At 41.0% G+C, this 24,998-nt stretch carries 20 protein-coding genes; 18 read left to right on the top strand and 2 right to left on the bottom strand.

Features of this window, described 5'->3' with window-relative positions; all coding sequences use genetic code 11:
- Nucleotides 1-3 precede the first annotated feature (3 nt).
- The 7 genes from EAG18_RS08555 to EAG18_RS08530 all read left to right on the top strand — a co-directional run bounded on the left by EAG18_RS08555 (nt 4) and on the right by EAG18_RS08530 (nt 8,610).
- Entirely contained in the window at nt 4-2,190 is a 2,187-nt protein-coding gene (locus EAG18_RS08555; protein ID WP_125251967.1) for a hypothetical protein, read from the top strand.
- Between the two features lie 35 nt (nt 2,191-2,225).
- Nucleotides 2,226-3,206 carry a hypothetical protein gene (locus EAG18_RS08550; RefSeq protein WP_125251966.1) on the top strand — a complete coding sequence of 327 codons (981 nt, stop codon included), beginning with the start codon at nt 2,226-2,228 and terminating at the stop codon, nt 3,204-3,206.
- 47 nt (nt 3,207-3,253) lie between these two features.
- Nucleotides 3,254-3,781, top strand: a complete 528-nt coding sequence (locus EAG18_RS08545; RefSeq protein WP_125251965.1) for a hypothetical protein — start codon at nt 3,254-3,256, stop codon at nt 3,779-3,781.
- A 45-nt stretch (nt 3,782-3,826) separates the two neighbouring features.
- Nucleotides 3,827-4,528 (top strand): hypothetical protein, encoded by a 702-nt coding sequence (locus EAG18_RS08540; RefSeq protein WP_125251964.1) that lies wholly within the window; start codon nt 3,827-3,829, stop codon nt 4,526-4,528.
- Between the two features lie 1,399 nt (nt 4,529-5,927).
- Nucleotides 5,928-7,025: a hypothetical protein gene (locus EAG18_RS08535; protein ID WP_125251963.1), complete on the top strand. Its 1,098-nt coding sequence runs from the start codon at nt 5,928-5,930 to the stop codon at nt 7,023-7,025.
- Nucleotides 7,026-7,266: 241 nt separating this feature from the next.
- On the top strand, nt 7,267-7,437 hold the full coding sequence (locus EAG18_RS22155) for a hypothetical protein (RefSeq protein ID WP_161972755.1): 171 nt from the start codon (nt 7,267-7,269) through the stop codon (nt 7,435-7,437).
- Between the two features lie 585 nt (nt 7,438-8,022).
- Nucleotides 8,023-8,610, top strand: a complete 588-nt coding sequence (locus EAG18_RS08530; RefSeq protein WP_125251962.1) for a Fic family protein — start codon at nt 8,023-8,025, stop codon at nt 8,608-8,610.
- A 2,533-nt stretch (nt 8,611-11,143) separates the two neighbouring features.
- Here the strand turns inward: EAG18_RS08530 and EAG18_RS08525 are convergent.
- Entirely contained in the window at nt 11,144-12,565 is a 1,422-nt protein-coding gene (locus tag EAG18_RS08525; protein ID WP_125251961.1) for a hypothetical protein, read from the bottom strand.
- Between the two features lie 236 nt (nt 12,566-12,801).
- Nucleotides 12,802-14,409, bottom strand: coding sequence for a hypothetical protein (locus EAG18_RS08520; protein WP_125251960.1), 1,608 nt, complete (start codon nt 14,407-14,409; stop codon nt 12,802-12,804).
- A gap of 475 nt (nt 14,410-14,884) precedes the next feature.
- Between EAG18_RS08520 and EAG18_RS08515 the strand changes: the two genes are divergently transcribed.
- The 11 genes from EAG18_RS08515 to EAG18_RS08465 all read left to right on the top strand — a co-directional run bounded on the left by EAG18_RS08515 (nt 14,885) and on the right by EAG18_RS08465 (nt 24,928).
- The gene (locus EAG18_RS08515; protein WP_125251959.1) at nt 14,885-15,646 is read left to right on the top strand and encodes a hypothetical protein; all 762 of its coding nucleotides are present in this window, start codon (nt 14,885-14,887) and stop codon (nt 15,644-15,646) included.
- 7 nt (nt 15,647-15,653) lie between these two features.
- The gene (locus tag EAG18_RS08510; protein ID WP_125251958.1) at nt 15,654-16,394 is read left to right on the top strand and encodes a hypothetical protein; all 741 of its coding nucleotides are present in this window, start codon (nt 15,654-15,656) and stop codon (nt 16,392-16,394) included.
- Nucleotides 16,395-16,808: 414 nt separating this feature from the next.
- The gene (locus EAG18_RS08505) at nt 16,809-17,351 is read left to right on the top strand and encodes a hypothetical protein (protein ID WP_125251957.1); all 543 of its coding nucleotides are present in this window, start codon (nt 16,809-16,811) and stop codon (nt 17,349-17,351) included.
- Between the two features lie 11 nt (nt 17,352-17,362).
- Nucleotides 17,363-18,400: a hypothetical protein gene (locus EAG18_RS08500; protein ID WP_125251956.1), complete on the top strand. Its 1,038-nt coding sequence runs from the start codon at nt 17,363-17,365 to the stop codon at nt 18,398-18,400.
- Nucleotides 18,401-18,448: 48 nt separating this feature from the next.
- The gene (locus EAG18_RS08495; RefSeq protein WP_125251955.1) at nt 18,449-19,516 is read left to right on the top strand and encodes a hypothetical protein; all 1,068 of its coding nucleotides are present in this window, start codon (nt 18,449-18,451) and stop codon (nt 19,514-19,516) included.
- 104 nt (nt 19,517-19,620) lie between these two features.
- Complete coding sequence (locus tag EAG18_RS08490) at nt 19,621-20,697, top strand: discoidin domain-containing protein (protein WP_125251954.1); 1,077 nt, start codon at nt 19,621-19,623, stop codon at nt 20,695-20,697.
- A 174-nt stretch (nt 20,698-20,871) separates the two neighbouring features.
- On the top strand, nt 20,872-21,678 hold the full coding sequence (locus tag EAG18_RS08485; protein ID WP_125251953.1) for a hypothetical protein: 807 nt from the start codon (nt 20,872-20,874) through the stop codon (nt 21,676-21,678).
- Between the two features lie 9 nt (nt 21,679-21,687).
- Nucleotides 21,688-22,416, top strand: coding sequence for a hypothetical protein (locus tag EAG18_RS08480; protein WP_125251952.1), 729 nt, complete (start codon nt 21,688-21,690; stop codon nt 22,414-22,416).
- Nucleotides 22,417-22,448: 32 nt separating this feature from the next.
- The gene (locus EAG18_RS08475) at nt 22,449-23,249 is read left to right on the top strand and encodes a hypothetical protein (RefSeq protein ID WP_125251951.1); all 801 of its coding nucleotides are present in this window, start codon (nt 22,449-22,451) and stop codon (nt 23,247-23,249) included.
- Between the two features lie 11 nt (nt 23,250-23,260).
- Nucleotides 23,261-23,992 (top strand): hypothetical protein, encoded by a 732-nt coding sequence (locus tag EAG18_RS08470; RefSeq protein ID WP_125251950.1) that lies wholly within the window; start codon nt 23,261-23,263, stop codon nt 23,990-23,992.
- 51 nt (nt 23,993-24,043) lie between these two features.
- Complete coding sequence (locus EAG18_RS08465; RefSeq protein WP_125251949.1) at nt 24,044-24,928, top strand: hypothetical protein; 885 nt, start codon at nt 24,044-24,046, stop codon at nt 24,926-24,928.
- Nucleotides 24,929-24,998: the final 70 nt, after the last annotated feature.

The raw sequence follows: 24,998 nt of genomic DNA, 5'->3' as shown, positions 1-24,998 counted from the left end.
GATATGTCTACTTCTGAATTGCGCGTGATGACGAATATGAGAATGTTCGGTCGTTCAGCGCTTAGTTTTGATCAAATTGATTCTTTTCCACTGAACCCTTTTCCTGGGCAATTTGCACTCGTCGAAGGGATCCTATACATATATTCCAAGATCGGCGTAACGCAAACTTGGTTTCCATTAACCAATAAAAAAAGTTCCCATGTCCATTTTCAATCAACTCCCGCTTTCGAATGGACAGTGTCGCATAACTATAACACCGATGAGTATGTGTTTATGGTGTATGACGACAACGGCAATATATTACATGCCAATCCAACCCCTATAGATAAAAACAAGTTTAAATTAAATTTCAGTCATGCGGTGTCAGGTAAAGTAGTGGTGTTTATCCATAGCGACTTGGCGATCCCTAGACTGGCAACTGAAGATGGCATTATCGAAATGCTAACCGTTAACCAAATTATTTCTGTTGCACAGGGCAAAGTAACAGCGGATAGCAATGGGTTGATGGTTGATGGAACCGATGTAGGGACAACGCTAACCGATCACGCGCAGCACATCGATTCATTTAATGGCATGTTTACCGCCGATTTCGATCACACCAAGGTCATCAAAGACTTATTACCTAATACCGATCAAGAAACTTTAGGTCGAGCTGATCACCCATTTGCCCAAGTACACGCCGCGACTATATCAGCAAATTCAGTCGACACACGCTCTCAAAGTGAAGATCCAGACACACAACAAGGAAAGTTACTTGCTAACCAAGTAGATATTCAAGCGCGGACAACCAGCGCAGGTGTTGCCCCAGCACAAATCATACTGACAGGCTCTAATAAGACGCAGTATCTATTACGCTACGACGAAGCAACTGGTCAATTAAAGTTAATAGATGAAACCGGTGCGCCTCTAGAAATCAATGGCCAGGCCTTTACTGGCGCACGTATTGATGTTGTACACGGCGCGCTGGAAAACCTCAATGTCAGTGCTAATACCGTTTTGGGTAGTGGCGCTGCAAACAGCGCTGAAATCAACGCCACTACCACTTTCAATGCACCAGTGAGCTTCTCGGAGCATGCAAGTATTGGCAATGGTGATGACAACGTTAATATTAATTGTGGCGCTGAACAGCTGCTCACTGTGATCAGTAAGTTCTTTAACTTAAACTCAGAAGGTAAGTTAACTGTTAAAAACTTGGTTGTGTCAGAAAACCTAGACGTAGCAGGTACACGCACCGAAACTAGCTCGACCAATGTTACCTCTGGTGAGCAATTTATCACGCTATTAGCAGGCACCACTGATGAACCAACCTTGGACGCAGGCCTAAAAATTACGCGTGGTAACTCGGCCAATGCAGCCATTTTATGGGATGAAACTCTCAATGCGTGGACACTTGGTGTCGATGGCGATATGCGTGCCATTGTTCGCACAGATGACCTACGCTTGCTCACCGAGCAACAACACCAGCAACTCACGACAGGTGAAAGTACTCACCTACACTATCACGAAGCGGATCGAGATAGAGCAAATCATACAGGTACACAGACGGCACAGACAATTTCTGACTTCGCTCAAGCGGTAGCACAAACTCAGTCAGTACAAAGCAAGGTTGATAATGTACCGGGAAAAGGCCTTTCAACTCATGATTTGACTGATGAACTGATCGATAAAATCAATAGTGCGCTGCAAAGTGTGAAAATGGCTGACATTGCTGATTTACCCGACTTATCAGGTGTAGGGCCACACCCATCAGATGACTTTACCCATGTGGAAGTAGCAAACTTACGTTCAGGTAAAACTGCTACTGGCGAAACCATGCATAAAACGTTGGTTTTCGGCGGTGATGAGCCACCACCAAATACAGATGCTGGCATTAACGACATTTGGTTTAACACTGCGGGTGATGCCACTGTTGTTGAACGGAAAACGGCCGAGGGGTTTCAACCAATTGTCACCATTGCTTCGGAAATGAATATGCAGCACTCAGATGTTGAGTACGTGATGTCTGCATCTATTAAGGAATACATTTTTAAGGTTAATGGTGAGCCACTCACGCTCAAACCCAAATTCCTTACCGTCTACTTGAATCGGAAACTCTTGCGTAAAAGTGAGTACACCATCAACGGGACGCAGAGTATTACGCTAAATATCGATTTATCGGTCGATGATGAAATTGAGGTTGTAACTGCTTAATGCGGTTGAATTCATAGCTTAAGGAGAATACCTAGATGAGTAATATTGATGACCTATTTGTGGTCAGAAAAGGCGGTGGACGCCAGTATTTAAAAGCCAATAAGCGTTACGTTGTTACCCGACAGGGTGCCGTCGTAGAACTGGATACCTCAGATCCATCTTATGCCGCACAGGCAGAAAACCAAGAAGCTCTGTTGTTGCTGGGTGATAAAGGCGATCTGCGTCAACTCGAAACCATTTATCGTAATTTGACAGTGCTCTTCAATGGCTCTGTTCGAAAAGAAGAGATGTATCATATTGAGGATGGTGCGATATCTTCAGTCAATGCCCCTAACGGCAGCTATGATGCCACAGGTTTAGCCTACCTTAAAAGTGTGCGCTTCAAATCTACGGCCAATACCACGGTAAACTATATAGTCCAAGGTAGTAATGACGATCACACTTGGCATGACATCTTCGAGGGGAGTGTTACGGTGCCAGAATCAGAGTCAGCATCCGATGAGGGATCTGTCGAACTGATAGCACCACAAGGCATTGCAAAATTTAGGTATTTTCGCGCCAGTGCGCAAGCAGGAGAAGATTTCCGAGAAATCGTTTTTGTTGTAGAGGAAATAGCGAAAAGTAAGTTTCTTCCGTTAGATGAGGCGGGTAAGCTACAAGAGCTCAATTCGGAAACATATGATGTGACCTTTTTCGTGCAGGGCGCCCCTGATCTATCAACCAAACTATTGACGTTTGTGGTACCTCGTGAACTCTATATTAGAAATAACTGGGGCGGATTTATTGGTTTTGCAGATACTCCACCGGCCGCCCCCTACCCTATCAAAGTACTCATAAATGATGTTGAAAAAGGCACATTTACGGTCGATCCTAACGGCACGACCAGTATGTCAAGCTTGACCAGAACCAAGTTAGTTCCCGGTGATAGAGTGAGCTTACTCACGCCTGCATATGTGGATGCAACCATGGCTGATCTATCTCTTACTTTGGTATTCGATAGACAAGAGTTAGCTTAAATACCGTGCTAGCGAGCGCTAGCACGCCTACTCAAGAAGGAAGTATCATGGAGAGTATAATCAAAGCTCTTTTTAACTGGGCACTTGTTGTAGAGCAAGATGGTTCAATTCGAGTGATGGCGGATGTGTTTTTATCATCAGCGCTTATCATCGGTTTGTTCTTTCTATATCGCTACAAAATGTCTCCGTTATTTAAACAAATTGAACAAGCACTCCCCGCTTGGGTTGAGCAAACCAGTACGTTCAACGAACTGACTAAAGCGCATAGAGAAACCGCTAAGCGACTTGAGCATATTGTTGAATTAATGAAAGATCTTGATGCGGATCAACTTAGATTTCATGAGGATGTTAGATCATTTATCAAGTCGCACCCAGACGCTTTAGAGCAGCTCTCCTCCGCCACCGTTAATCAACATAACGAAACGCAAAAAGAAGTACGAGACTGGCTTGATAACATCGTGGACAAAACCCAAAACAGTAGCCACCAATTAGCGACAATTCAAACTGAGTTGAGAAACATTTCAGCGCTACTAGTCGCCGCATCAGCCGCTCGTTACAACAAACCGTTAAATTAACCTCAGCCCACATCTGTGGGCTGCATTCTATCAAGGGAAAATACAATGCATGTAGCACCAAGTACACATCATAAAAAGCTTGCATTTAGAATGAATTCATCCAAGTGGATTGAAACATTTAAATCAAACCAAACTTTCTCACTGAATGAAATGGTCAGCTACGAACCTCCTTTTCATATTGAAAGCCAAGAGTTATTAATGTCTTTATATGACAAGTGGTTTAGTTGGTTGCTCGACTTAGAATCTGAACTTAGCCAAGTTGATCAATGTGATGGCACAGTAAGGCAACAGATAAAGATTGCCACAGAGCAACTCAAAAATACGCTACTGAGTGAATGGCAAGTAAAAACCAGCGCACAACATTTACTGTGGCAACGAGTCTATCTCAATGCACTTGATGCGTTTGTCAGCCAGATCAGTGCAATCTCTCAGCCAGATCCCGAAACTGTCTTTTCTTACTGCGCCGAGCAATTGCTAGGATTCATGCAGCATACCCTATTAATAATGCACGAAATTGACACAATTGTGAATCAGCCAAACAAGCGTCATTTCGTTTCACTAGACGATTATGGTTGCGCAGTGTATCGACAACAAGGCAAAGATCTTGTGAGTGCAAGGCTACAAGCATATCGACATAACATCGAAATCGATCAGCTTGGAGAGTGGGAGGTAAAACACTATAACAATATCGACGTACCTAATGATATGCATTGTCAATTACAAAGCATACTAGATCAACAGCCATAGCCATCATTTTGAAGTGTTAACGAAGAAGAAAAGTAAGCAATATAGGCTTGTGGATAAGCGATCATTTACCACTGATCCGTGTGATTACCCACCACTGATTTATCAAAAAAATCAGTGGTAAAACAGCTGAARAATTAAGCTTGCTGTGGATATTGACCACTGATCAATATGAAATTTATAAAAAAATCTGTGAATAAAAAACCTAATTCTGTGGAAAATTTGTGGAAATAAAATCAGATAAAAAACACAACCACTGATTCTAATGATTGGTAACCACTGATCTGAAAGGATCGAAACCCCTGATCTTAATGATTCAAAATTCCTTAAAACCTTTTATAATATAATAACTTACTAACAATCTAACCTTAACTAACCAGATCTAACCTATAGATCTAAGTAGATATAAAGATCTTTAATCTATATTAACCACTAGAAATTCAAAGTTCCAAACTTGCTGTTTTACAAAAAATAAGTTTAACAGTTGCGGTCAATAAAACGCTATTCACTGCTTACTAAATACGCACTGACGAACTAAAATTAATCAATAAGAACAGGGAAAGTCTAAAGTAGTTATTTTTAAATGTAAAAATTATCAATTAAAACATAATCTTATGAATTTAAATCAATAAAATAAGTGGTAGATAAGTAAGTCACCTTAATCATCAAAATCAGAGGTTATGATTAGTGCTAACAAAGACTAATCAGTCAAATCAAGGGTCTAAGTTGATTTTACTGATCAGTAAAATCCATTTACTACTCAAAATGGGGGATTTAAACGATCAATCAAATGAGTGTAATCATAAAAATCATAGGTGCTACACGATTTGAGTGATCAATAAAATGAGTACAATCATTAGAATCAGTGGTTGAGTTGATTCTAATGATCATAAAAATCAATGTAATCAATAAAATCAGTGGTACGAAAACCTTTAAAAATCGCTGTAGTATCAAATAATCATTGGAATCATAGGTCAGCTGATAATTGTGAGTAATCAATGAAATCATAGCAATCATAAAAATCAGCGGTAAAGTCTAAATTCTATAGCTCAAGAACAACGAAAAGTTCACCACTAAAATTTTAACTGTATGATTATTAATGAAAAGTTCACTTTAATATCATTGAGCAGGAGGAACGCAACATCATGCAAAATCTCACGGACCTCTGATCATAGTGATTATTTTTAACCTGAACCACTGATCCCTTTGATTATTTTTATAAAGATCCTAGTTTTTGTTAAAATTAATACCTCAATAACACATTAATTATCAAATGCTTATGTTGTATTAATCAGATAGATCAGAGGTTATGCCCATCGCTTGCGAATATGACTTTTTTGCGGCAAACTCAGTCCAATATCCCTACGCGCTGTTCTAAACTAATCAAATGAGGATCATGATAATGTCAAGTAAAGAGATCACTCGAGATGATTTTATCAAAGCTGAGTCTGAAAAAACTGCCCTCTTCGKTATGGTTAACCAACGAACTGAAATTGACTATGCTAATGCAGTTGAGTTTTTAGCGTGTATTCCTCGTTTTTTGCGTAAAAAAAAGAATTGGGCAAGATTTTCAGAAGTCGACACCGCTGTCGTAAAATTTGAAACTACCCATGACAATATTGATTACGAAATCCAAATGTCACCAGCAACCATTGAGCGCAAAGGTAAAGATGGTGATACAGAAGAAGTTTTTATATGGCCTGGAGATAGGGAAGAAAAAGTTGAAGCAGCGATCATGCGTATAGCATCCGATGGTGGTTTACTTCAAGCAAATGGTCGATACCAAAGAGATGATAATAGACCAGTTTATGGGTGTTACTTCTCTGTACATAGAATACAAAAAGAGCTCGAAAAAATAGGCAAGAGCGCTCATCCTGATGATATTAAAGAAGCCATTGAAGTGATGAGTAAAAGTGCGTTGCAGATCAGAAGCTTGTCAGGTAATGGTCAAGATGTTCAGGAGTTTAGCTCTGCAGTTTTTCCGCAAAAATATATCTCCGGCAAAGCCACTGGCCACAGGGACGATAAATGCTATGTAACATTTCATCCACTGCTCAATGCTGCAATTGAAGCGATGCGTTATCGTCCTTATCAATTTGCACAAGTAGAGATGCAAAAAGGACTATCTCGTTATATTCACATGAGACTGATGATGCGATTTACCTATGCTGCTGCGGGAAAAACATACTCCTTACGCGTGCGAAAGCTATTGAATGATTACGGAAAACTACCAGCCAGTGAAGTAATATCTCGTGCTCAACTAAATAACTGTGGTCGGGATGTTAACTCTGCATGCAATAAGCTAGTTGATTCTAAAGTGCTGCAAAAATTCACTAAAACAGCTATTCGTAAAGACGGGGAAATTGTTGATTACGAGATCACTTTTTATCCTCATGAAGAGTTTAATGCTGCTCAGTTACAAAATAATAAACTTAACAAAATGGTACAAGCGACCGGAAAAGTTCAATCTGAAACCGTGATTGAGCATAAAGAATTATAGTTATTGTACAATAACCAATTTCTGTATGAGCTCATCTTTTGCGTTCTGATCAAGGACTCACCTACCCTTTCTTGACTCACTAAATAGTAAAAATTAAAATGCAGTACGTGTTAGTTTGTCTTAAAGTGTGGTTCGGCTTTACATTCTATCATGACGAAATGAGACTTAAGAGTAGTGGTGCACACTGCATTGATTGAAGATTACTTATCGGAGGGAGATTATGGGCGAGCAGTGTAAGAATATGAATTTAGTAGGTTCGAATGCTGATCTACACAAAGGAACTACACTTCTTCGAAAAAACGCTAAAGACTGTGATAAAGTGAGCCAAGATGATAATGACTTTATTTCTTGGGTACTTGCTGATTTATCATTAGATGTTGATGTACCATCGCGTTATAAAATGAACCAATAAACTTAATTGATTATAAGTAAATAGTATGTGCTTGGGTTTTTAAATACCTGAGCGTACTGAGTTCAGAGATGGGCTATCTTTTAAAAAGGTGTTGCTTGTCGTAGTGGTTAAATTACCTCTTTTGCTACCCATTTTTATTCACCTACAGATCTCACTCTTTCCAGATATCGCAAAGAGTCTAAACAAACTAACTATTTCCCTGCTCTTTTCTTTAATTCAGATAACTTTCTTTCGCACTGAAAGAGTGTATGGCAAAAAGTCTTTCGATTGTGTCGTCATATTTATTTTAGCTGAGATGATAGCAAGCCAAGAAATGAAGTTATGCAGCTAGTCTTAACATGTGCCAAGTGACCTATCACCTCGCTTTAAGGGCATAGGTGCAAACCTTGGCATAACTATGTCGCTACGTTATACTTATACGGCTTTAGAAGGGGGAATTTATGGCTGTTACTTCGGTAAAAAAAACAGAAAATGTGCGAACGTTCATACCTAAAATGAGCAACTTTGAAATTAGTTCTAAATACGAAGGACTGAGTTTTAAAAAAGAAGACTTAAGCAAGTCGATCGCTGATCTAAAAGCAAAGTATGCGAGATAAATATGGTGTTGCACAGGATAGCTACTGCTATCCTGGATCTGATGTACTAATTAATAAGCTTAATATTACGAATGCAGATGAGTTATCAGAGGCCGAGTTAGAATTTACCGCTTTTAGATACAGTGAATACTCATCTACCCTAAACTCTCTTGACGAGTTTAATTTGAATCATCTAAAACACCTCCATTGGTATTTATTTCAAGACGTGTACGCTTGGGCTGGTGAAATCAGAACAGTTGATATTTCCAAGGGAGATACCCGGTTTTGTACTTGTTCTCGTATCGACGTTGAAATAAAAAAGCAGTTCCAACAAGTTCAAGCATTGAATATACATGCAGCTAAAGCAGAAATTTTGGCTCAACTCGCGGACGTATACTGTGAATTAAACATTATTCATCCATTTAGAGAAGGGAATGGTAGAGCTCAGCGTTTCTTCTTTGAGGAACTATTATTCTTTCTAGATATGCCTGCTAATTGGCCCGACATATCAAAGGATGAATGGGTCAAAGCAAATATCGATGGCTATTATGGAAATTTAAATCCGTTACACCACATCCTCATACTCGCCACTCAATAGTTTATTTAATGTTGAAATAGCATAAGGGATGAATGAACTTGGTACTATGACTCAATTATTAGTATTTACTGATTCACTCCATACCTAAAAAATTTGGTATCATAAAGGTTGCCCTTAAAGCATCAACTGCAACAATGTGTTTGGCGACGCTTAGGAGATAATACTTTTTGAGTCTGAGCTACTAGTTTAATGGTAAGTTATAAAACTCGTTTGATTAAGAGAGCTATTTTGAGGTGAGAAATCTTGTCAATAATGCCATTGCCGCGCTCAGTTATCGTCAATGTACTTGCACCCTTCTCTTCCTCTGGCTATCAATTCGAAATGACTTTACGTTGAGCTTGTTATAGTAGTCACTATTTTAACTGTGTTAGTTGGTTTTTGTTAACCTGATTGAAACTGGTTTAGACAAGCTTAATAGACGTGCTTATATCATTACTGCTTGTATTTTGAGGGAGCCACCCTACTTTGGCGTAATGCTTAGATCTTTGCTATGTACCCTACTCTCATCATTCTATGGAATTTCTATGTGCTTGGCGGTTGCTAATACCGGCTCAGTGGATAAGCAAAAGTGGTTCTATGAGATCAATTTATTGTTCGTCTATATGAACTGTGTATCGTTGAAGTTCTACTTTATGGCTCGGTCGAGTATGGAACTAAATATTACTGATACGTACTATCAACGTAGCTAGACTTAGGCTGAACTCTTTATTAAGAATAACGTACCAATGGTACATTTCCATTTCTTTAGTTCGTTTCTTTCGAGCACGCGGCTAACAACCATAGAAGTCTAACTACATTGATTTACCAATTAACTATCAAAAATTGGTGTACCATTGGTACACTTATTTTTGGAGTCAGTGCCAAATCCATTTAAATAGAGTTATCGTTTGAACGACGTCACCCAGTGTGTTGGCGCATACAAAGAAATAAGCAACGTACCATTGGTACACTTATTTTTGGAGTCAGTGCCAAACCCATTGAAATAATATTGGCCACTTAACGACTTCATCCCATGTGTAGATGTTTACAGAGAAATAAGTAGCGTACCATTGGTACACTWAKTTTTGGAGTCAGTGTCAAATCCATTTAAATAGAGTTATCGTTTGAACGACGTCACCCAGTGCGTAGACGCATACAAAGAAATAAGCAACGTACCATTGGTACACTCAATTTTAGTGTCAGTGTCAAACCTATTGAAATAATATTGGCTACTTAACGATTTCATCCCATRTGTAGATGTTTACAGAGAAATAAGTAGCGTACCATTGGTACACTAATTTTTGGAGTCAGTGTCAAATCCATTTAAATAGAGTTATCGTTTGAACGACGTCACCCAGTGTGTAGGCGCATACAAAGAAATAAGCAGCGTACCATTGGTACACACTATTCAGGCTTGCTATAAGTAGTGGGAAAATAAACAGATAAGCATGGATAGCTTATCAAAATACACGATAAAAAGTTCGACATTGAGATCCATATCCCTTATAGTCTTGCGGAGTTTTATACCTAAAAACTTGAAATAAGTTTGTAAGATAGTGAGTGACACCCGACGTTTTATGCGTCGGGTTTTGTTTATGGGGTCAGAATATTGCTATGCTTTTTGACATCGCGACACAGTATCAAGGTACTAAAAACCAATTTATAAATTCCCTCTTGATATATCATTGTTTTTAGAAACAGTTAAGACAAAGTGATGCTACCTCGTTTAATCAAGTTATTTATTTTAACGTGAGAAAACTTTTTGGCCGATAACACCTCTCCCCCCCAAAGTACCTACACCTACATAGATAATGCAACGACAAGAACTAATATCTTAGAAAATGTAGATAATAATCTGGATGTTTTACTATGCCTACACTTAACGAGTTTGTATGACTAAGTGACCGAGCTAAATAAACAAGTTTAACTACTGGGTTAAGAACTAAGTGCATTTAGCAATACAAAGGGCGTATGCCAAAGATTAAAAAACCATGGTTAGAATAGGCACAATCTTAGCCGTTACTTTTTACCGTGTTATTGATACAACTTTTATAACGGCTGTTATTTATCTGCATAGCGCTGCTTAGTCGCTAAACAGTATACAGCGGAAGATAGCCCCTAAGTTAACAGGGTAGAGTAAGTGGGTAAAAAATTTACGTAAGCGATTGCCATTTTACAAATCCGTAGTGGCTTCAGCCAATAAGATTGTAAGAATGGYATGGGTGATGGTTGTGAAAAAACGTTTTAGTYTGCTTAAAATAAATAATCACAAGCAAAACGAAATAAGATTGCAATGCAAAACTGGCAAAGCTAGATATTGATGAGAGCCGCTCTATTAAAACCTGATAATACCAAGAGCCTGACTGAATACGCTTGATGAAGAGAGTTCGGGTTGTAATATGAGGAAAATGAGCATTTCGCTCGTAAAAGTCAACATGACTATTACAAAGCGATGAGTCACATTATGTGATGCGTAAGATGTGATAAAGTTTAGATTAGTAAGAGAGGGAGTTATAAGCCGTGTCAGCGCGACAGGCGCGCTGAATTAAATAGACTACTTTGATGTGAATCGGCCAAAAAGCGCTTGCTCTGTAATTGATGGTGTTCCTTTGCTGATGATCCAAATAGGGTCAATTCTTGCACCTAACTGGTCGTCTACTGTTCGGTCATTGATCCTTGCTCCAATGGTTCCGATATATCGAGCAAATTGACATTTATGAACTATCGCATCTATCGCACTATCAACAAAACGAATAGGCTCACTACGCTTGGAACCTCTTAAATCACCCATATCTAAGACCAGAACACCGCCTTCCTCGAGCATGTGCCAAGCATTAACAACAGCTTTAACTAAGAAGTGATCAACAAACGCATTTTCAGTTTTGTACCTTTTATATGCTTGACTCTCTTCATCAGTATATCTCTCATCGTGAAATGGAGGAGGGCAGAAATACAGTAAATCAGCTTTTTCTTCAAGTATTTCGTACTTAAACGATTCTGCTTGTGCATTATATAATTCAACTTTTTTGCTGCGTTGCTTCAATTGTTTATGCATTAGATTACCAGCCTGAATAACTCTATTATCAGGATCAATACCAACAAAGCGTTTAGGGTAAGGGCTGGCTTCAAATCCCAGTAATCTATCTCCCCATCCTAAGCTCATATCGATCACTGATTTAGGTTTAAAGTAGTGAAAAATTGCTTTCGCTACTGCTGGCCTGTACTGTGCGGCAATATAACGCCTTGTGCCTAGCGCCTTGCGTATAACATGTCTGTCAATGAAGGGCGTATCTTGATCCAAAATGTGATTGAATACGGCACGTCTTGACTCTTGGTCATTCCAACTATCTGTAGCGGAGCCTACACGACTTCCTTTGCATGTAAAGCGGATTGCTTGAAAGTACGGATCTGTCGCTCTGCTACCGGTGTTATCAACATCAATGGTTAATAGTGAAATAGGATGCTGGTAGCTCATACGCGCGTGGTTATAATTAACATGAAGTAAACTGCCTGCATCGAGAGCTTTTAGCGCCTGAAAGTCATCCCAAGCTTGCTCTTTGCTAGTCATGCGGTAGGGCACATCTATATTATTTTTCTCAACCAGTTCATTGAGTAAAGATACAAGAGCGGGTCGCTTTAGTTTTCGTTTCAGTAAGCGCCATTCATCCTTACCTATATTGATATGATTGTCACTACCTAGGTATTGTGGCATAAATGCTTGTTTAGTTGGTAACTGTGTTGTTACCTCGTCGTGCATTATTGAACCTTTTGTCCTGCGCCTGGAGATTTGTCTATTAGTGTGCTCTTGATTATTTATATCACTACGTTCACTGGATAAGTGACGGCGGCGAGGTCGACTTTGCACCTCATCAGTATTCAACGCACTTGTTTGATTCTCTTCTTGGTTTAAACGAAGAGAGCGACGTCGATGTCGTTTTTCCAGCGCTGAAGATCCTTGTTTATTATCATCACCCATAAAAACTCCAAGACTCAGTTTATTCGATATTTATAAGCTTAAACTTCAGGCTTTCTGTGTAAAAACGCAACGTATAGCAGACCTGAGAGTAGGGCGGTATCTTGCCACGGTAATGCCTAGGGTGCAATCGTTTAGGTATTTCACTTATGACCTTACTTATGGATCCTAAGGTACCTTTATTAATTTAAAAATAAATTAGCTTGAGAGTGATACAAAGGCCAACGAACTAAACACATTCAAATATCAGGTATCGGAATATCACAATGAACACTTAATAAATTAGCGGAGGATTGCTCTGCAGGCTCTTTCAAAACATTATTACCGCTTCGCGATTTAGGGGGGGTTATAAAGAACCCGAGCGAATGAGACGAATAGTGTTGAGCCTTGAGTAATTCTTTTAGTTGTATCGGACGTCTTTGCTGTACAGTCTTAATGACTTTATTCCAGTGTCTATAAATTGTAGCTCTGGAAATCTGGCAGTGGTTAAGCAGGACGTTGGGGGTAAGAGACGTTAAGGTGTAACCGGCTTTACATAACCTCAGCACTAATTCCACCAAGGTATTTAACGTAGTACTTGCTCTCGCTTTACTGACTTTTTTAGCGCTGATAGATTGGCGACGTTGTTGCTCTGCTGGACTCAACTTTTCTCGACTCTTTAGCTGCACACTTAAGGGGAGTTCTAATTCGTCGGTCAGTATGTCGTTGAGCCGTTTAAGTGTGTATCGGTATACTGTTTTTATTGAGCTTGATAGGTACGCGCTTAACTGCTGCCCAGTAAAGCCGATATACTTATCATTGATCTGAATAATCTTGTCCCATGCAGTTTGTGGAGCCATTATCCGACGATAGATATTGTACAAGTGGAATAGCGTTAAATCGCGTTTACCTTTAACCACTTGCCCATGTCGGTGTAAGTACACCTCCCAATCTTTTGCCAGTTTAGCCAGTTTGTCAGCCGCGGGATCTCGCGCAATACTAGTACAAACCTTGGGAGTTCTTATATGATGCGCTTTCATTGCTTTAGAGGCCGGTGCGGTGGCAGCGTCCGTTGTAATTGGCACTTTAAACCCTAGCTTTTTTCCTAGCATTTGTAAGCTTGTCACAGGTCCTCCTGTGAGATAGAGCACTTCTCGCGCGGTTTTGTTATGTTGGCTGCCCGGCATACGCATTAATCTAGAAGGGTCGTTTGATGCCCCATGGTCGACTTTCCAGTCGTTGTAGCCTAATTTAATGCGCCAGGTCTCAAGCTTTTTGCCTAACTTTGCGGCTATATCTTTCCAGCGTTTTAAGAGTGTGAAACGATGGGTTTTGTTCTGTACCAGCTCTGGCTGATCATAACGCCAGTACAGATGAACGCCACCTGAGCCTGTTAACACCCAGTTAGTTGGTGCTGGTAAATTCGATGCACCTAAACAGTCTGCAATTTGCTGATATATTTCCCATGATTGATTGGCTGTGAGTGGAGTATGACCTGCGGTATCAATTTCTAACCAATGAGCTGTCAGCCCTTTTATATTTTGTGTATTTCGCCAATCAAAAAACAAGTTGGGGGTTAGATAACATGCTGTTGTTTCTGTTTTATGTGTCGCTTGATACGCCCAAGCTAAATACTCTTGCCGTGAAATCCGCTTTTTTCGACGAGTCTCATAAGTTGGTTGCCCACATGGTTTGAGATCAGAAACTTTATTGTCAGACAGGCGTGCTCTAGCAAACCAGCGTAGCGCTTCCTCTTTACCAATATGCCAGTCTACGTCAAATTGTTTGTTGGACGATAGATAATAGCGAGTTGCGCGCGCACTCGTGCCTGCGTAAACGGAGGCTACAAGAACCTTGTCACGTATCATGGATAAGACCTGTCTGTAAGATATTTAATATGCGATGAGCAAACTATCGCGTCTCTGTATTAAGGTCAGTATGCTATTCTTAATAGGCACTAAAAATCAAGAAGAAAAAGCCGTTTTTTAAGGACTTGTTGTATYTATGAGCGATGTATCGATTGCGCGCATAATTATTGTTCTAATTGCTTGTTTTTAATTATTGTACAATATCTTTAAGCCGTACTAAATTATATCCCAAGCTAACACATCATACTGCTAATTTAGGTCGTTGCATCCCATCTCGTTGTGATTATTTATGAATAGGCTGTCATGTGTTTATTTTTATTGTACAATAACTTCTCATTTGAGCACATTACATTTGTTTATCGTAGAATTAAGTAGCACAAGTATGATGTGCTTATGTTAGTAACTAGGGTCTAGCATGACGCTATTAAATAACATGTTGTGAACTGTTATTCAGATATAACGCCTAGGAGACTATATGGCTGATAGCTATGAGGTATCATCACTTTTACCTGATGACACGTTGCGCCAGATCTTACACGGTTGGGGGTGTCCAGCATTYGCAACGCCTTCGAATGCGAATGTAGCAAATACAGCACAAAGGCAGTATTTTGTACATTTATTTTGTGGCCGCATCCCTACTCAAAGTGAGGTTTTACACGGCACATTTATTGACAGAGTAGGAGATAGCCATCGCGATATGCCGCTTACGCTGGAGCAGCGCTATTTAGGTAGCTTTAATGTTGCGACGGCTGTTGGTGAGAGTGTCATAAATAAAAGTGTCAAATCGACAGGTCGTATATGGCCAGAGCAGGTATCTATCGCTTCAAGTTATACTGCCTTGTCACCGCTTCCCGTTGCATCAATGGCTACGCAGTCTTGGATGTTAGATTGGTCTTTTAAATCAACTAAAACGCTCGTGCTGTCAAATGGGAATCTCGGGTGGCTTAGCCAAGAAGCGCTGTCTGGAGGGTTAAATACCACTGGGGCGACTTGGTTTTATATTTCGGAGAGCGAAAACCGGCCTAGCTGGAAAACACGAGTTGTACAAAACCCTCACTCATTGGATAACACTGCAGTGATAGAGTCTTTGCATGTTGATATGCAAACCAGTGCGTTACCTCTAATTGTCGGAAATGTGGGTGCGATGGGCACTAACTCAGATCTTGAACTGATTTCAGGCGCAACCGGATTTAATTCACATATCCGGATGGCTGGTTTACGTATAATCACAACTTAGGAGCACAATGATGGCGATAATGTTAAATCCCATGCTTGTCTACCAGTCAGAGTCGATGAATGAGGCGACGCAGGGCGCGTTTAAACAAAGTGATCCAAATATTGCATTGACACGACAATTAGAAAACAAGCCGGCCATACTGGTGATTACAGACGAGAATGATACGGTATTACTTACAACTGTAGGTGAAACCCATTGGAATATGTCTCAAGAAAGACAAGGAAATGAGCATGATTTAAGCGGGTTTTATTTTTATGAACAAATGTCAGAACAAGCTCAGCAGCCCGTGCTGAGCCAGTACAATACCCCCATTAAGCCCGTCCTTCCTACGCTTGTGTTTACGTCTAATGCGGTGTCAGCGGAGCGGATCCTAGCAAAAGGAGTCGCGACAAAATCCTATTTAGTTGTTGATAATAAAGAGTACTTTAGTAAAAAGGTGACTTTGGGGTGGCATGATGCTCTATTCAACGAAGGGCAATTTAATCGAGCGCTAAGCGACTTACCTACCTTAGAACTGAGCATTGGAGAGATAAGTGCGTATACAGACGTAAGACTCACCGAGCTTGAACTTGACCCTGATAGCSACACAGTACATGTTGCGGGCAAAGCGCTCCATATTTGTTTTAGAAATTTGTTGGGTGACTGGACGCAAACAAATACAGAGCTTAAAGCGTTGTTGTCTACCATAGCTGAGCTGGGTGTTGACCAATCAAGCATTGATGCGCAATTGGCTGATACTAATCTGTAATATCAGTTAAGCATTTTTAAAGAGTAATACCAATTTGACTTAATACTTGCTCAATTTGAAGGAGTAAATCTGACGCTAACAGCGTTAAAAGTTTCTTATTTAGAACAACTAAACAAGAAACTTTTGCCTGGTTATCGACAAGGTCTTCTCGCCTCAAAATAGACTACTTAATTAAGAAAATTGGTATAAACCTGACGATAGCTGCGTTAAAAGTTTCTCATTTAGCGCAGCTAAATAACGGAATTTTTGCTTTATCTACATAGATCTAAATCTTTTGTCGACAGCAGATTTCGGTAGCGGTGCTACCAAAAAAGCTTTCTTGGTTCAAAACAAACCTAGTAGTTAGGCGGGTATGTATAGAATGACATTTAGGGCTGAGGGTAAAGGCCAGTAGCACGATTTTAGGGGAATACGGTGATAACAAACTACTCAACGGTTTTAAAAACTTTGTTGTTTTTAAATCACTCCAAACGCAGATTGATGCTTTTTTCAGGGGCATTACCAGCTTTTGACATGGGACTATCAGAAGAGGACATGTTGCAGGTTTTAAAAGCACGCAGCAGTGATTTCATTGCGACGTATGAGTTAATTCCAATTTTATCTGGTAAATCTCTGTCTTACACCGATTCGGTAGAGTATGGAACGCCTAATTGGAACAAATCTGCATTAGTCACAAACCTTTTATATAGCCAAGCTAATGATGAAGCGTCATTATCTCACAAAGTGGCTAGCAAGCTTTATAGTGCGAGCGAACCTTTGCCAATACCAACATGGTTTGCTGTTCTTGAGGGTGACTGGGAGCAGGTGGAAAATGTAACCGGTGGCATCGAGTTTTTAGGCTCAGTTGGTGTCGGCGATACTGTTTCTAGCAAGGACTTGCTGGTGATAACTGAGAGTTCTGATCCAGGGCAGGCGCCAGATCCTGTCAATATGTTACCTGTAAGAGTCCCCTTATAAGGAGTATATTCATGACCGCTGCCCACTACTGGATTAGCAGCCAAATGCTAGTAAACTGTCTCAGTGAATATCTGCCAACATTTAAAGGCTCAACCTGGTCTAGTGACCACAATGAAGGCGCGTTGTTTTTACTCGATAGCAGAGAACCTGAAGCGCTTGCAGCATATTTACGCCATCAAAATGGGCTAAGTAAAACGCAGGTTAATAATATGCTCACGCAACCATCGAAACCAATGGGCTGGCGTGGTCGCGCACAAATAGCTATCGATAGTTCTGGTGGCATTACGTTTTCTTGGCCTGATGCACAGCGCTACCTTTGCTACCCTCCGCAATTGGAAGAAGGGGAGGTTAAGTCATTTGCTTTTTTAATGAGTAATACTAGTGATAGGGCTACGTTAGATAGCCAGCTGAGCGTTCGATCTCATATTTTTTTCGTGGGTTCAGTTGGTGCGAAAGGAAGTGGTGCCGAGCTGGAAATTGAAAAGGTCGATGAATATAAAAATGGTCGACCCTTGTATGTACCAGATAATAAAGTAACTACACCATTTAATATTTATAACACGCATATTGACCATCTGAATGCACCACAGCCGCTGTCTTTAATTGGAACAAATGGTATTCGTGTGGCTAATTGCTCAACAAATCCAAGTAGCAATTATTGGCGTCCATTTAAGGTTGGAGGTGTGTGGGGGACTACGGCGGCCTCTGGTGGCAGCTATGTTAAAGTTGATTTCAAAGAGCCACAAAAAGAAATTACAGGCTTGTTTGTTGAAGGCCAGCTTAATTGGCGTTATCGCTTACCAAGGATAATCAAGGTCTTTTATACATTGGCCGATGGCGTTGAGCAAACAGGTCCCACATTCGATAATACAGGTTCAAATGGTATTGTTACCCTTACATTTCCAGATCCCCTAAAAGGCGTGGTCAGCATGCGATTTGAACTGATCGAGTCACTTGCTAAAGACAGAGMCTATAACCGTTGGTCAGGTCGTTACAACTACTACTATCACATCGCAATAGAGCAAATGGTTGTACTAGGTTGTGTTTAGCACGAACTTGGTTGCCTATTTCCGTGTTATACCAAGAATGGAGAGATTATGGTATCCACACATTATTGGATAAATAAGCGCAAACTAGGAGCTGATTTAGCTTCATACTTACCTACTTTTACAGGTACGGCTTGGGGAGGTACCTCAGATCAGGGGGCGCTCTTTTGTTTTGATGCTAGGCCTGTTGAAGCACTAGCGGATGAGTTGAGGTTAGAAAATGGTCTTAATGCGGCTCAAATCAATGCTATGTTAGTATCTGGGTATAAGCCTGTATCGTACAGGCAGATGCCTGAATTGGTCGTCAGTGACAACGGTAAAATATCATTTATTTGGCCACAAGAAACGAACCAAGCGATTTATCCACTACAGTTAGAAGCGGGGCCCGTTCAGTCATTTTTTTTACTGATGACAAGGGTAAGCCCGTATGCTTCAGTTGACTCCAACTTAAGTGCTAGGGCTTACGTATTTTTTGCAGGCACAGTCGGTGGCAAAGACTCTGGCGCCGATTTGGAGCTTGAGGAAATCTCTGAATATGAGGTAGGAGGCGCGCTTTTTATGGAGAATAATAGCATTGATATGCCATTTTTCATCCATCAGCCCCATGCCGATAAAAGTACTCATCCACAGGCATTATCTTTACCTGGTACTAATGGTATGACTACCAGAGATTATCAAGGTGTAAATAATTCAGGGCCATTGTATAGTGGAGCGCAGCGTGGTGTGTCAACACCACCTTATTCTGCGTTTCAAAGAAGCTTGTGGCTTTCAAGTGCTTTAAATGGTCATTTGCAGGTTAACTTTGAAACCATTCAGCGCTCTATTTCTGGAGTGTATATTGCGGGACAGATAGGGCGACGTAACCGTTGTCCAAAAAAGATAGAGTTTATTTGTATTGATGCTCAGGGCGTATGGCACAGTGTCCATACATTTGTCATTCAAGGTACACGAGGTATTGAAACTCTATATTTACCAGAGCCGGTAAAAAATGTGAAAGGTGTGCGCCTGAAGTTTAATGATGTATTGAATCCTGATTCACATAAAAACCGTTACGGGCCTGGACGAATTTTCACCCGTACAATTGGTATCAGTGATATTCGTGTTCTAGGTGTTGTATAAGGTTTTGTCATGTTTACTAATCCATTGTTGTAGCGGGTTAAGGTCAGGAATACAGAGGCTCTGGTGCGTTTTGCGCTCGCTGAATATGTAAAGGAGATCTGGTGGTGTCCCAACATTATTGGGTTAATAAAAAAAAGCTAGCGACAGACTTAAATGCAAACTTACCAACGTTTGATAAAACACTTTGGCATAATGACCTGAGCCAAGGTGCGTTGTTTTGTTTAGATTCTCGACCGGTTGAAGAGCTTGCAGCGTACTTGAGGCTTAATAACGGCCTTAGTAAAAATGACATCAATTTGATGTTGAGTGCAGGGCACAAACCTGCTGCTTATCGAGATATGCCACGGCTTGAGGTCAATGACGAAGGTATTATGTCATTTAGATGGCCACAGGAGACAGAAGGAGGCGTTTTTCCCTTGTATCTGCACACTGGCGAACTACGATCATTTGTATTCGTGATGACCCAACTAGATGGTGTCGCGTCTGTTGATGCCAATTTAAGTGTGAGGGGATACGTATTTTTCGTAGGAACAGTTGGAAAAAAGGGCTCGGGTGCTGATCTCGAAATTGAACACATAGAAGATTTTGCAATGGGTCGGGCGCTTTTTTTTGAACAGCATCAAGTTCCATTGCCATTGTATATTCACCAACCGCATCAAGATGTGTGTGAAAAGCCACAGCAACTGTCTCTACCCAGTACCAACGGATTAGTTTCGAGCGATTTCACTGGGTTTCGTAACGCGGGTCCACCCTATAGTGGCGCACGTTTTTGGACATACACTTTGCCTTTTCATGCTTTTCAAAGTGGTGGTTTGTGGCTTTCCGACCAAGTGAACGGCACGAGTTACTTGCAAGTTGACTTTAAAACGTTACAACGTACCGTGGTTGGGTTACATATTTCAGGCGAAACGCAAAGACGCAATCGTTGCCCCAAGCAAATTGAGTTTTTATACTCTGATGCAGCTGGTAATTGGTCTAGTGCACACACATTTGTTATCGAAGGCGTAAGCGGTGTGGAAACCCTTTATCTACCAACGCCTATTCACAATGTTAAAAGTATTCGCCTTCAGTTTACAGGTGTACTCGCACCTGATTGGCATAGGAATTGGTACGGCACTTACGATATTATTTACACGTACACCACCGGCGTGAACGATGTACATATTTTAGGTATTGTATAATAGTAAGTTGTAGTTTAGTGGTATGTTGAGTGTAATTTACATTGTACAATACTAGTTGGTGTATATTTTAGTGCATCAGCACGTTTACTTAGACTTGAAATTTTATGATGTATGGCTAGAAACAGTCCACCGAACATAGCTTGCATTGATGAGACACAGTTATTAGGAGATCAGATGAGTGATCAAGGTGCACCAAGGTTAGAGACCTTATTAAATAAGCAAGATCTACAAGAGATATTACATGGTTGGGGGAGTCCTACTTTTTATGCAGGAAACACCAATCACCAGCGTGGAGAAGCTTCAAGGTATTTTATTCATGCTTTTACTGGACGCATGCCGACCCCTGCGGAAATATACTATGGTACCTTTGTTAATAAGGTTGGGGATTTATATAGCGATGTTCCACATACATTTTATGACGCTTATATTGGTTGGATTGGAATGCGCACAGATAGCTATACGAGCCACCCTACCAACAAGGCATACTATTACAGGGCCGGTGGTGATTTAGATATCAGTGGCCGTATTTACCCTGAAGGCGCATCTATTTCGACTGCTCACGGTTACATATCGGCAAGAGTGCCTGTGAAGGCTGAGCATGATACCTCCATGATGATGAGTGCGACCTTTAGTGCTGATTCACAAAAGCAGTGGTTCGTTGGCAATACAGCTGCCTTAGAGGCTGCGCATGATGATAACCGTTTAGTGCATGGACTGAAGCCGACTTGGTTTTACATCAGTCAAAGTGAGCATCGTCAGACTGTAACTGATCATGAGGTGCGCGACACACAAAACCAGCATATTGCAACGATTAGCACCCTAGCACATTATCACTCTGATTCTAGTTACAGAACACGTCAGGGAATTGTTTATGGCCGATTTGGCTCTATTGGTAGTGGCGCTGAGATCGAACTCGTAGTCGGTGATAACAACAATATCCGCACTGTACGACCAGTCTCAATTAAAATAAAAAGCAATTAGGAGAAGGCTATGTCTTTGATTATTCACCCACAAGTTTTGCCTGCAGCAGAATGTAGTGGATATTACGCGCAAGCAAGTCTCTCCCAGAGATCAACTGACATTCACATGACTCGAAAAATTGAAAACAAACCAACACTACTGATAGTGGTTGATGCGAGCAATAACATTTTAGCATCAACGGTTGGGGTGACTTTATGGGGAGTGATGGAGCGCTCTGAACTATCATCAACAAAGCATGGTATCAGCTATACTGCCCGTACTTCAGATGCTGATGATGTTACTGCCTTTTCTGAGACTGTAAGTTTACAACCGCTTATTCCCCCTCTGCGTTTTAGACCACATCAAAATTACGATATTGCATTAAGAAACACAGGCACTATTGCTAAAGCTTACTTGATCAGTGACAGAAATGAACAATATAGCACGGTAAACATAGAAACCTGGCCTAGTGAGATGTGGCGTGGTGATGAACCGTTTGACGTAACAACCAGTGGTTATAAATATTTAGAGTTAACGGTTGGTGCTGAGCAGTCGGATGCCACGTTGCGATTTTCCTCTTTAGACGTTGATCAAAACGATCAAGTCATAAAGTTGATTGAGCCCCATATCAATGTGTATTTCACTAACTTTTTACGTGATTGGYCCAATGCTAAAGCGGAGCTAGAAGCGCGATTAAATAGTATTGAATCGGTAAGCACGACGCAAAGCCCACAAGAGATGTTGGACGCAGGCCTTTAGCCTCACATAGTAATTAAATTTTTGGAGAATATATGTCTACATTAAACACACTGATTAATGATGAGGCGGTTAAAGAAATTGTACATCGTTGGGGCAGCCCTGCATACATTGACACGTCTTCAGAAAACAAAGGTGCACGTAATTATTACTTGCATGGTTTTGTAGGTAGAGTGCCTACCCCAGCAGAATTACTTTACGGCACCTTTGCGATGAAAGAAGGTGATGTCGTTACTGCGGATGCAACTGAAAAATATGGTTTCTCTCTTGATCTTCGCTTTCCTCACCTCGGGTCTATTGAATTGTCCTGTGACCATACTGACAACCATTCTCGAGCTGTATTTGGTCAGTCGGTTCGAGCTAGCGGCTTGATACTGCCGGAGGGAGTGCGGTTGGAGTCAGCGATTGAAGGTATGCAAACGCTGCCACCTTTGGAAGGAGTAACGACATCGTGGATGATGGACTTTTCTTTTGACGGGCAGAAGGAATATACCTGGAATGCGGGTAATCGCAATGGTGTTATACAGGCCGGTAGAGAGAACAAACTTACATCTGGTGATCTGCCCACGTGGTTTATGATCAGCGAATCAAGTTCTTTACCAACAATGCAAGACTATAAAGTGTATGCGCCAAAGAGTGCCACAAATCCTGATGGCACAAAAGTAACAGGCTATGTTTCACACATGTTTTATGATTATCAACCTGAAAGAAGACCGATTATTGTTGGTACAATTGGCCTGGTTGGTAGCGGCGCCGATTTGCAAATAGAGCAGCCAAGACGGGGTTATGAATTTGAAACTATTACGCCACTTTCACTGCGCATCATGATGCAATAGGAGTATTTTGTATGTCACTTATTATCCTACCACATATCTTGGCTGCATCTGAGCAGCCACAGTATGCTACCCAGTCTCAGTTCAAAGATACATCGGAAGATCTTAAAAGAATGCGGATTGTTGAAGGTAAACCCGCGTTATTGGTGGTGTTAGATGCAGATAAGCAGGTATTAGCATCGAGTGTGGGGTATACCCAATGGTCTTCGGGCAGACCTCAACTGCCTCTAGCTGAATTCGGCGTATCATATACATATCGAAAGGCCGCTGATAAGGGAGATCCAGCTACGAACTTTGATACAGAAGAGAGGCGTTTGCCTATTATGCCAGCACTGCGCTTTAACCCCACCTCTAAATTTGCAATTGATATTCGTAACAGTGGTACCGCAGCACAGGCATTTATCATCGTTGATCAAGACGAAGTGCGTAGCAAGACAGACATTACGGATTGGCCTAATGAAATCTGGGATGGCTCTGCACCGCTGGATGTAGCGCAGCTAACTTATAAATATTTTAATATGGCGGTTGGCTTACACGATTCACAGGCTCCGTTGCAGTTAACACGATTGGATATGAGCAAAAGTGATGTGAATTTACCTCTAGTGAGTAAATTTATCGATGTTTACTTCACCAATATGTTTCATGATTGGTCAGATGCAAAAGCACAAATGGAAGCGGCACTTAATCGTCTTTCCTCTGTGGATACACTCAAAAGCGGTGCTGAAATAGAGGCTTTGGGAGAGTGATAGTGATGGTAGGCATTACCTACCATTTGCGTCTGACGGCTAGGAGACATTATGCACGTTACTTTACGATACAAAGGGATCACGTTACGCGACAGTTGGAACGGTGAGGAGAAGCCAGTTTCTCGCTACCGACAACATTGGGTGAAGGCAAAACAGCACACTACAGAGTTTATTGGCTATCCACAAGAACAGCTATTGTTTTTTGGCGATGCTAATTATTCAGATCTGGCAGTCAAAACTGCGCATACGGCCAGGTGGAGTGTGCTAACTAATTATACTGGTGAACTTCAAGAGCCGGTTTTAGTTGGCAGCTTTCAGTCGCCCAAAGTTAGCTATATATTTATTCACACAACGGTTAATTCAGATCCGTTGCTGTTTAATACTACGTCTATTAAACCTAAATATGTGTTTTTTGACTCCATTGCCAATAGGGATGCACTTTTATATAACACCGCACATATAAAACCAGAGTATCTGTGCAATGTATCTCAGGTTCAGGAAGCTGCGCTTCTCCATGGTACGCGTAGAATACGGCCTAAAGTGCTTATCAGTCACCCCCAAGTAGCTTCTGAAGCGCTCTTAACCAACACTGGTTTACCTGAGCAAAACAAAGTTGCTGTTGCTGCTGTAGAAAGAAGGGCGATTGCTCTACAGCCTTTGCGATTTACTACTAAGGGTAACTTACTGCTGGCTCGATTTGGTTACCATACTGAGTATTTCAATCAAGCAAACATGGAGTCTGCTCCCTATATTATTTCGCGTGGTATGGATACGCGCTCAATATTTGCAGATGGCTCAGTAGCTGGGCATATGATTCAGTCTCTTGGCATGGATGCGCGTGCATTATCGCGTTTAGACGAAATTAACGCAGCTGCTACGCTTATCAGCCAAGGAGTTGACTCAAGGGCTCTAGCTAAGGGTTACCAAGCAATTTAGACAGAGAGATACACTTTCTCAATATCTGTTGTACAATAGCCGCAGCGAATGTAGACTGCGGCTTTTTTGT

The organism is Pseudoalteromonas sp. J010 (assembly GCF_003934235.1).
In the GTDB taxonomy this organism is placed as follows: domain Bacteria; phylum Pseudomonadota; class Gammaproteobacteria; order Enterobacterales; family Alteromonadaceae; genus Pseudoalteromonas; species Pseudoalteromonas peptidolytica.
The sequence above is the reverse complement of the archived record's forward strand: the minus strand, read 5'-3'. Positions and strand labels throughout refer to the sequence as shown.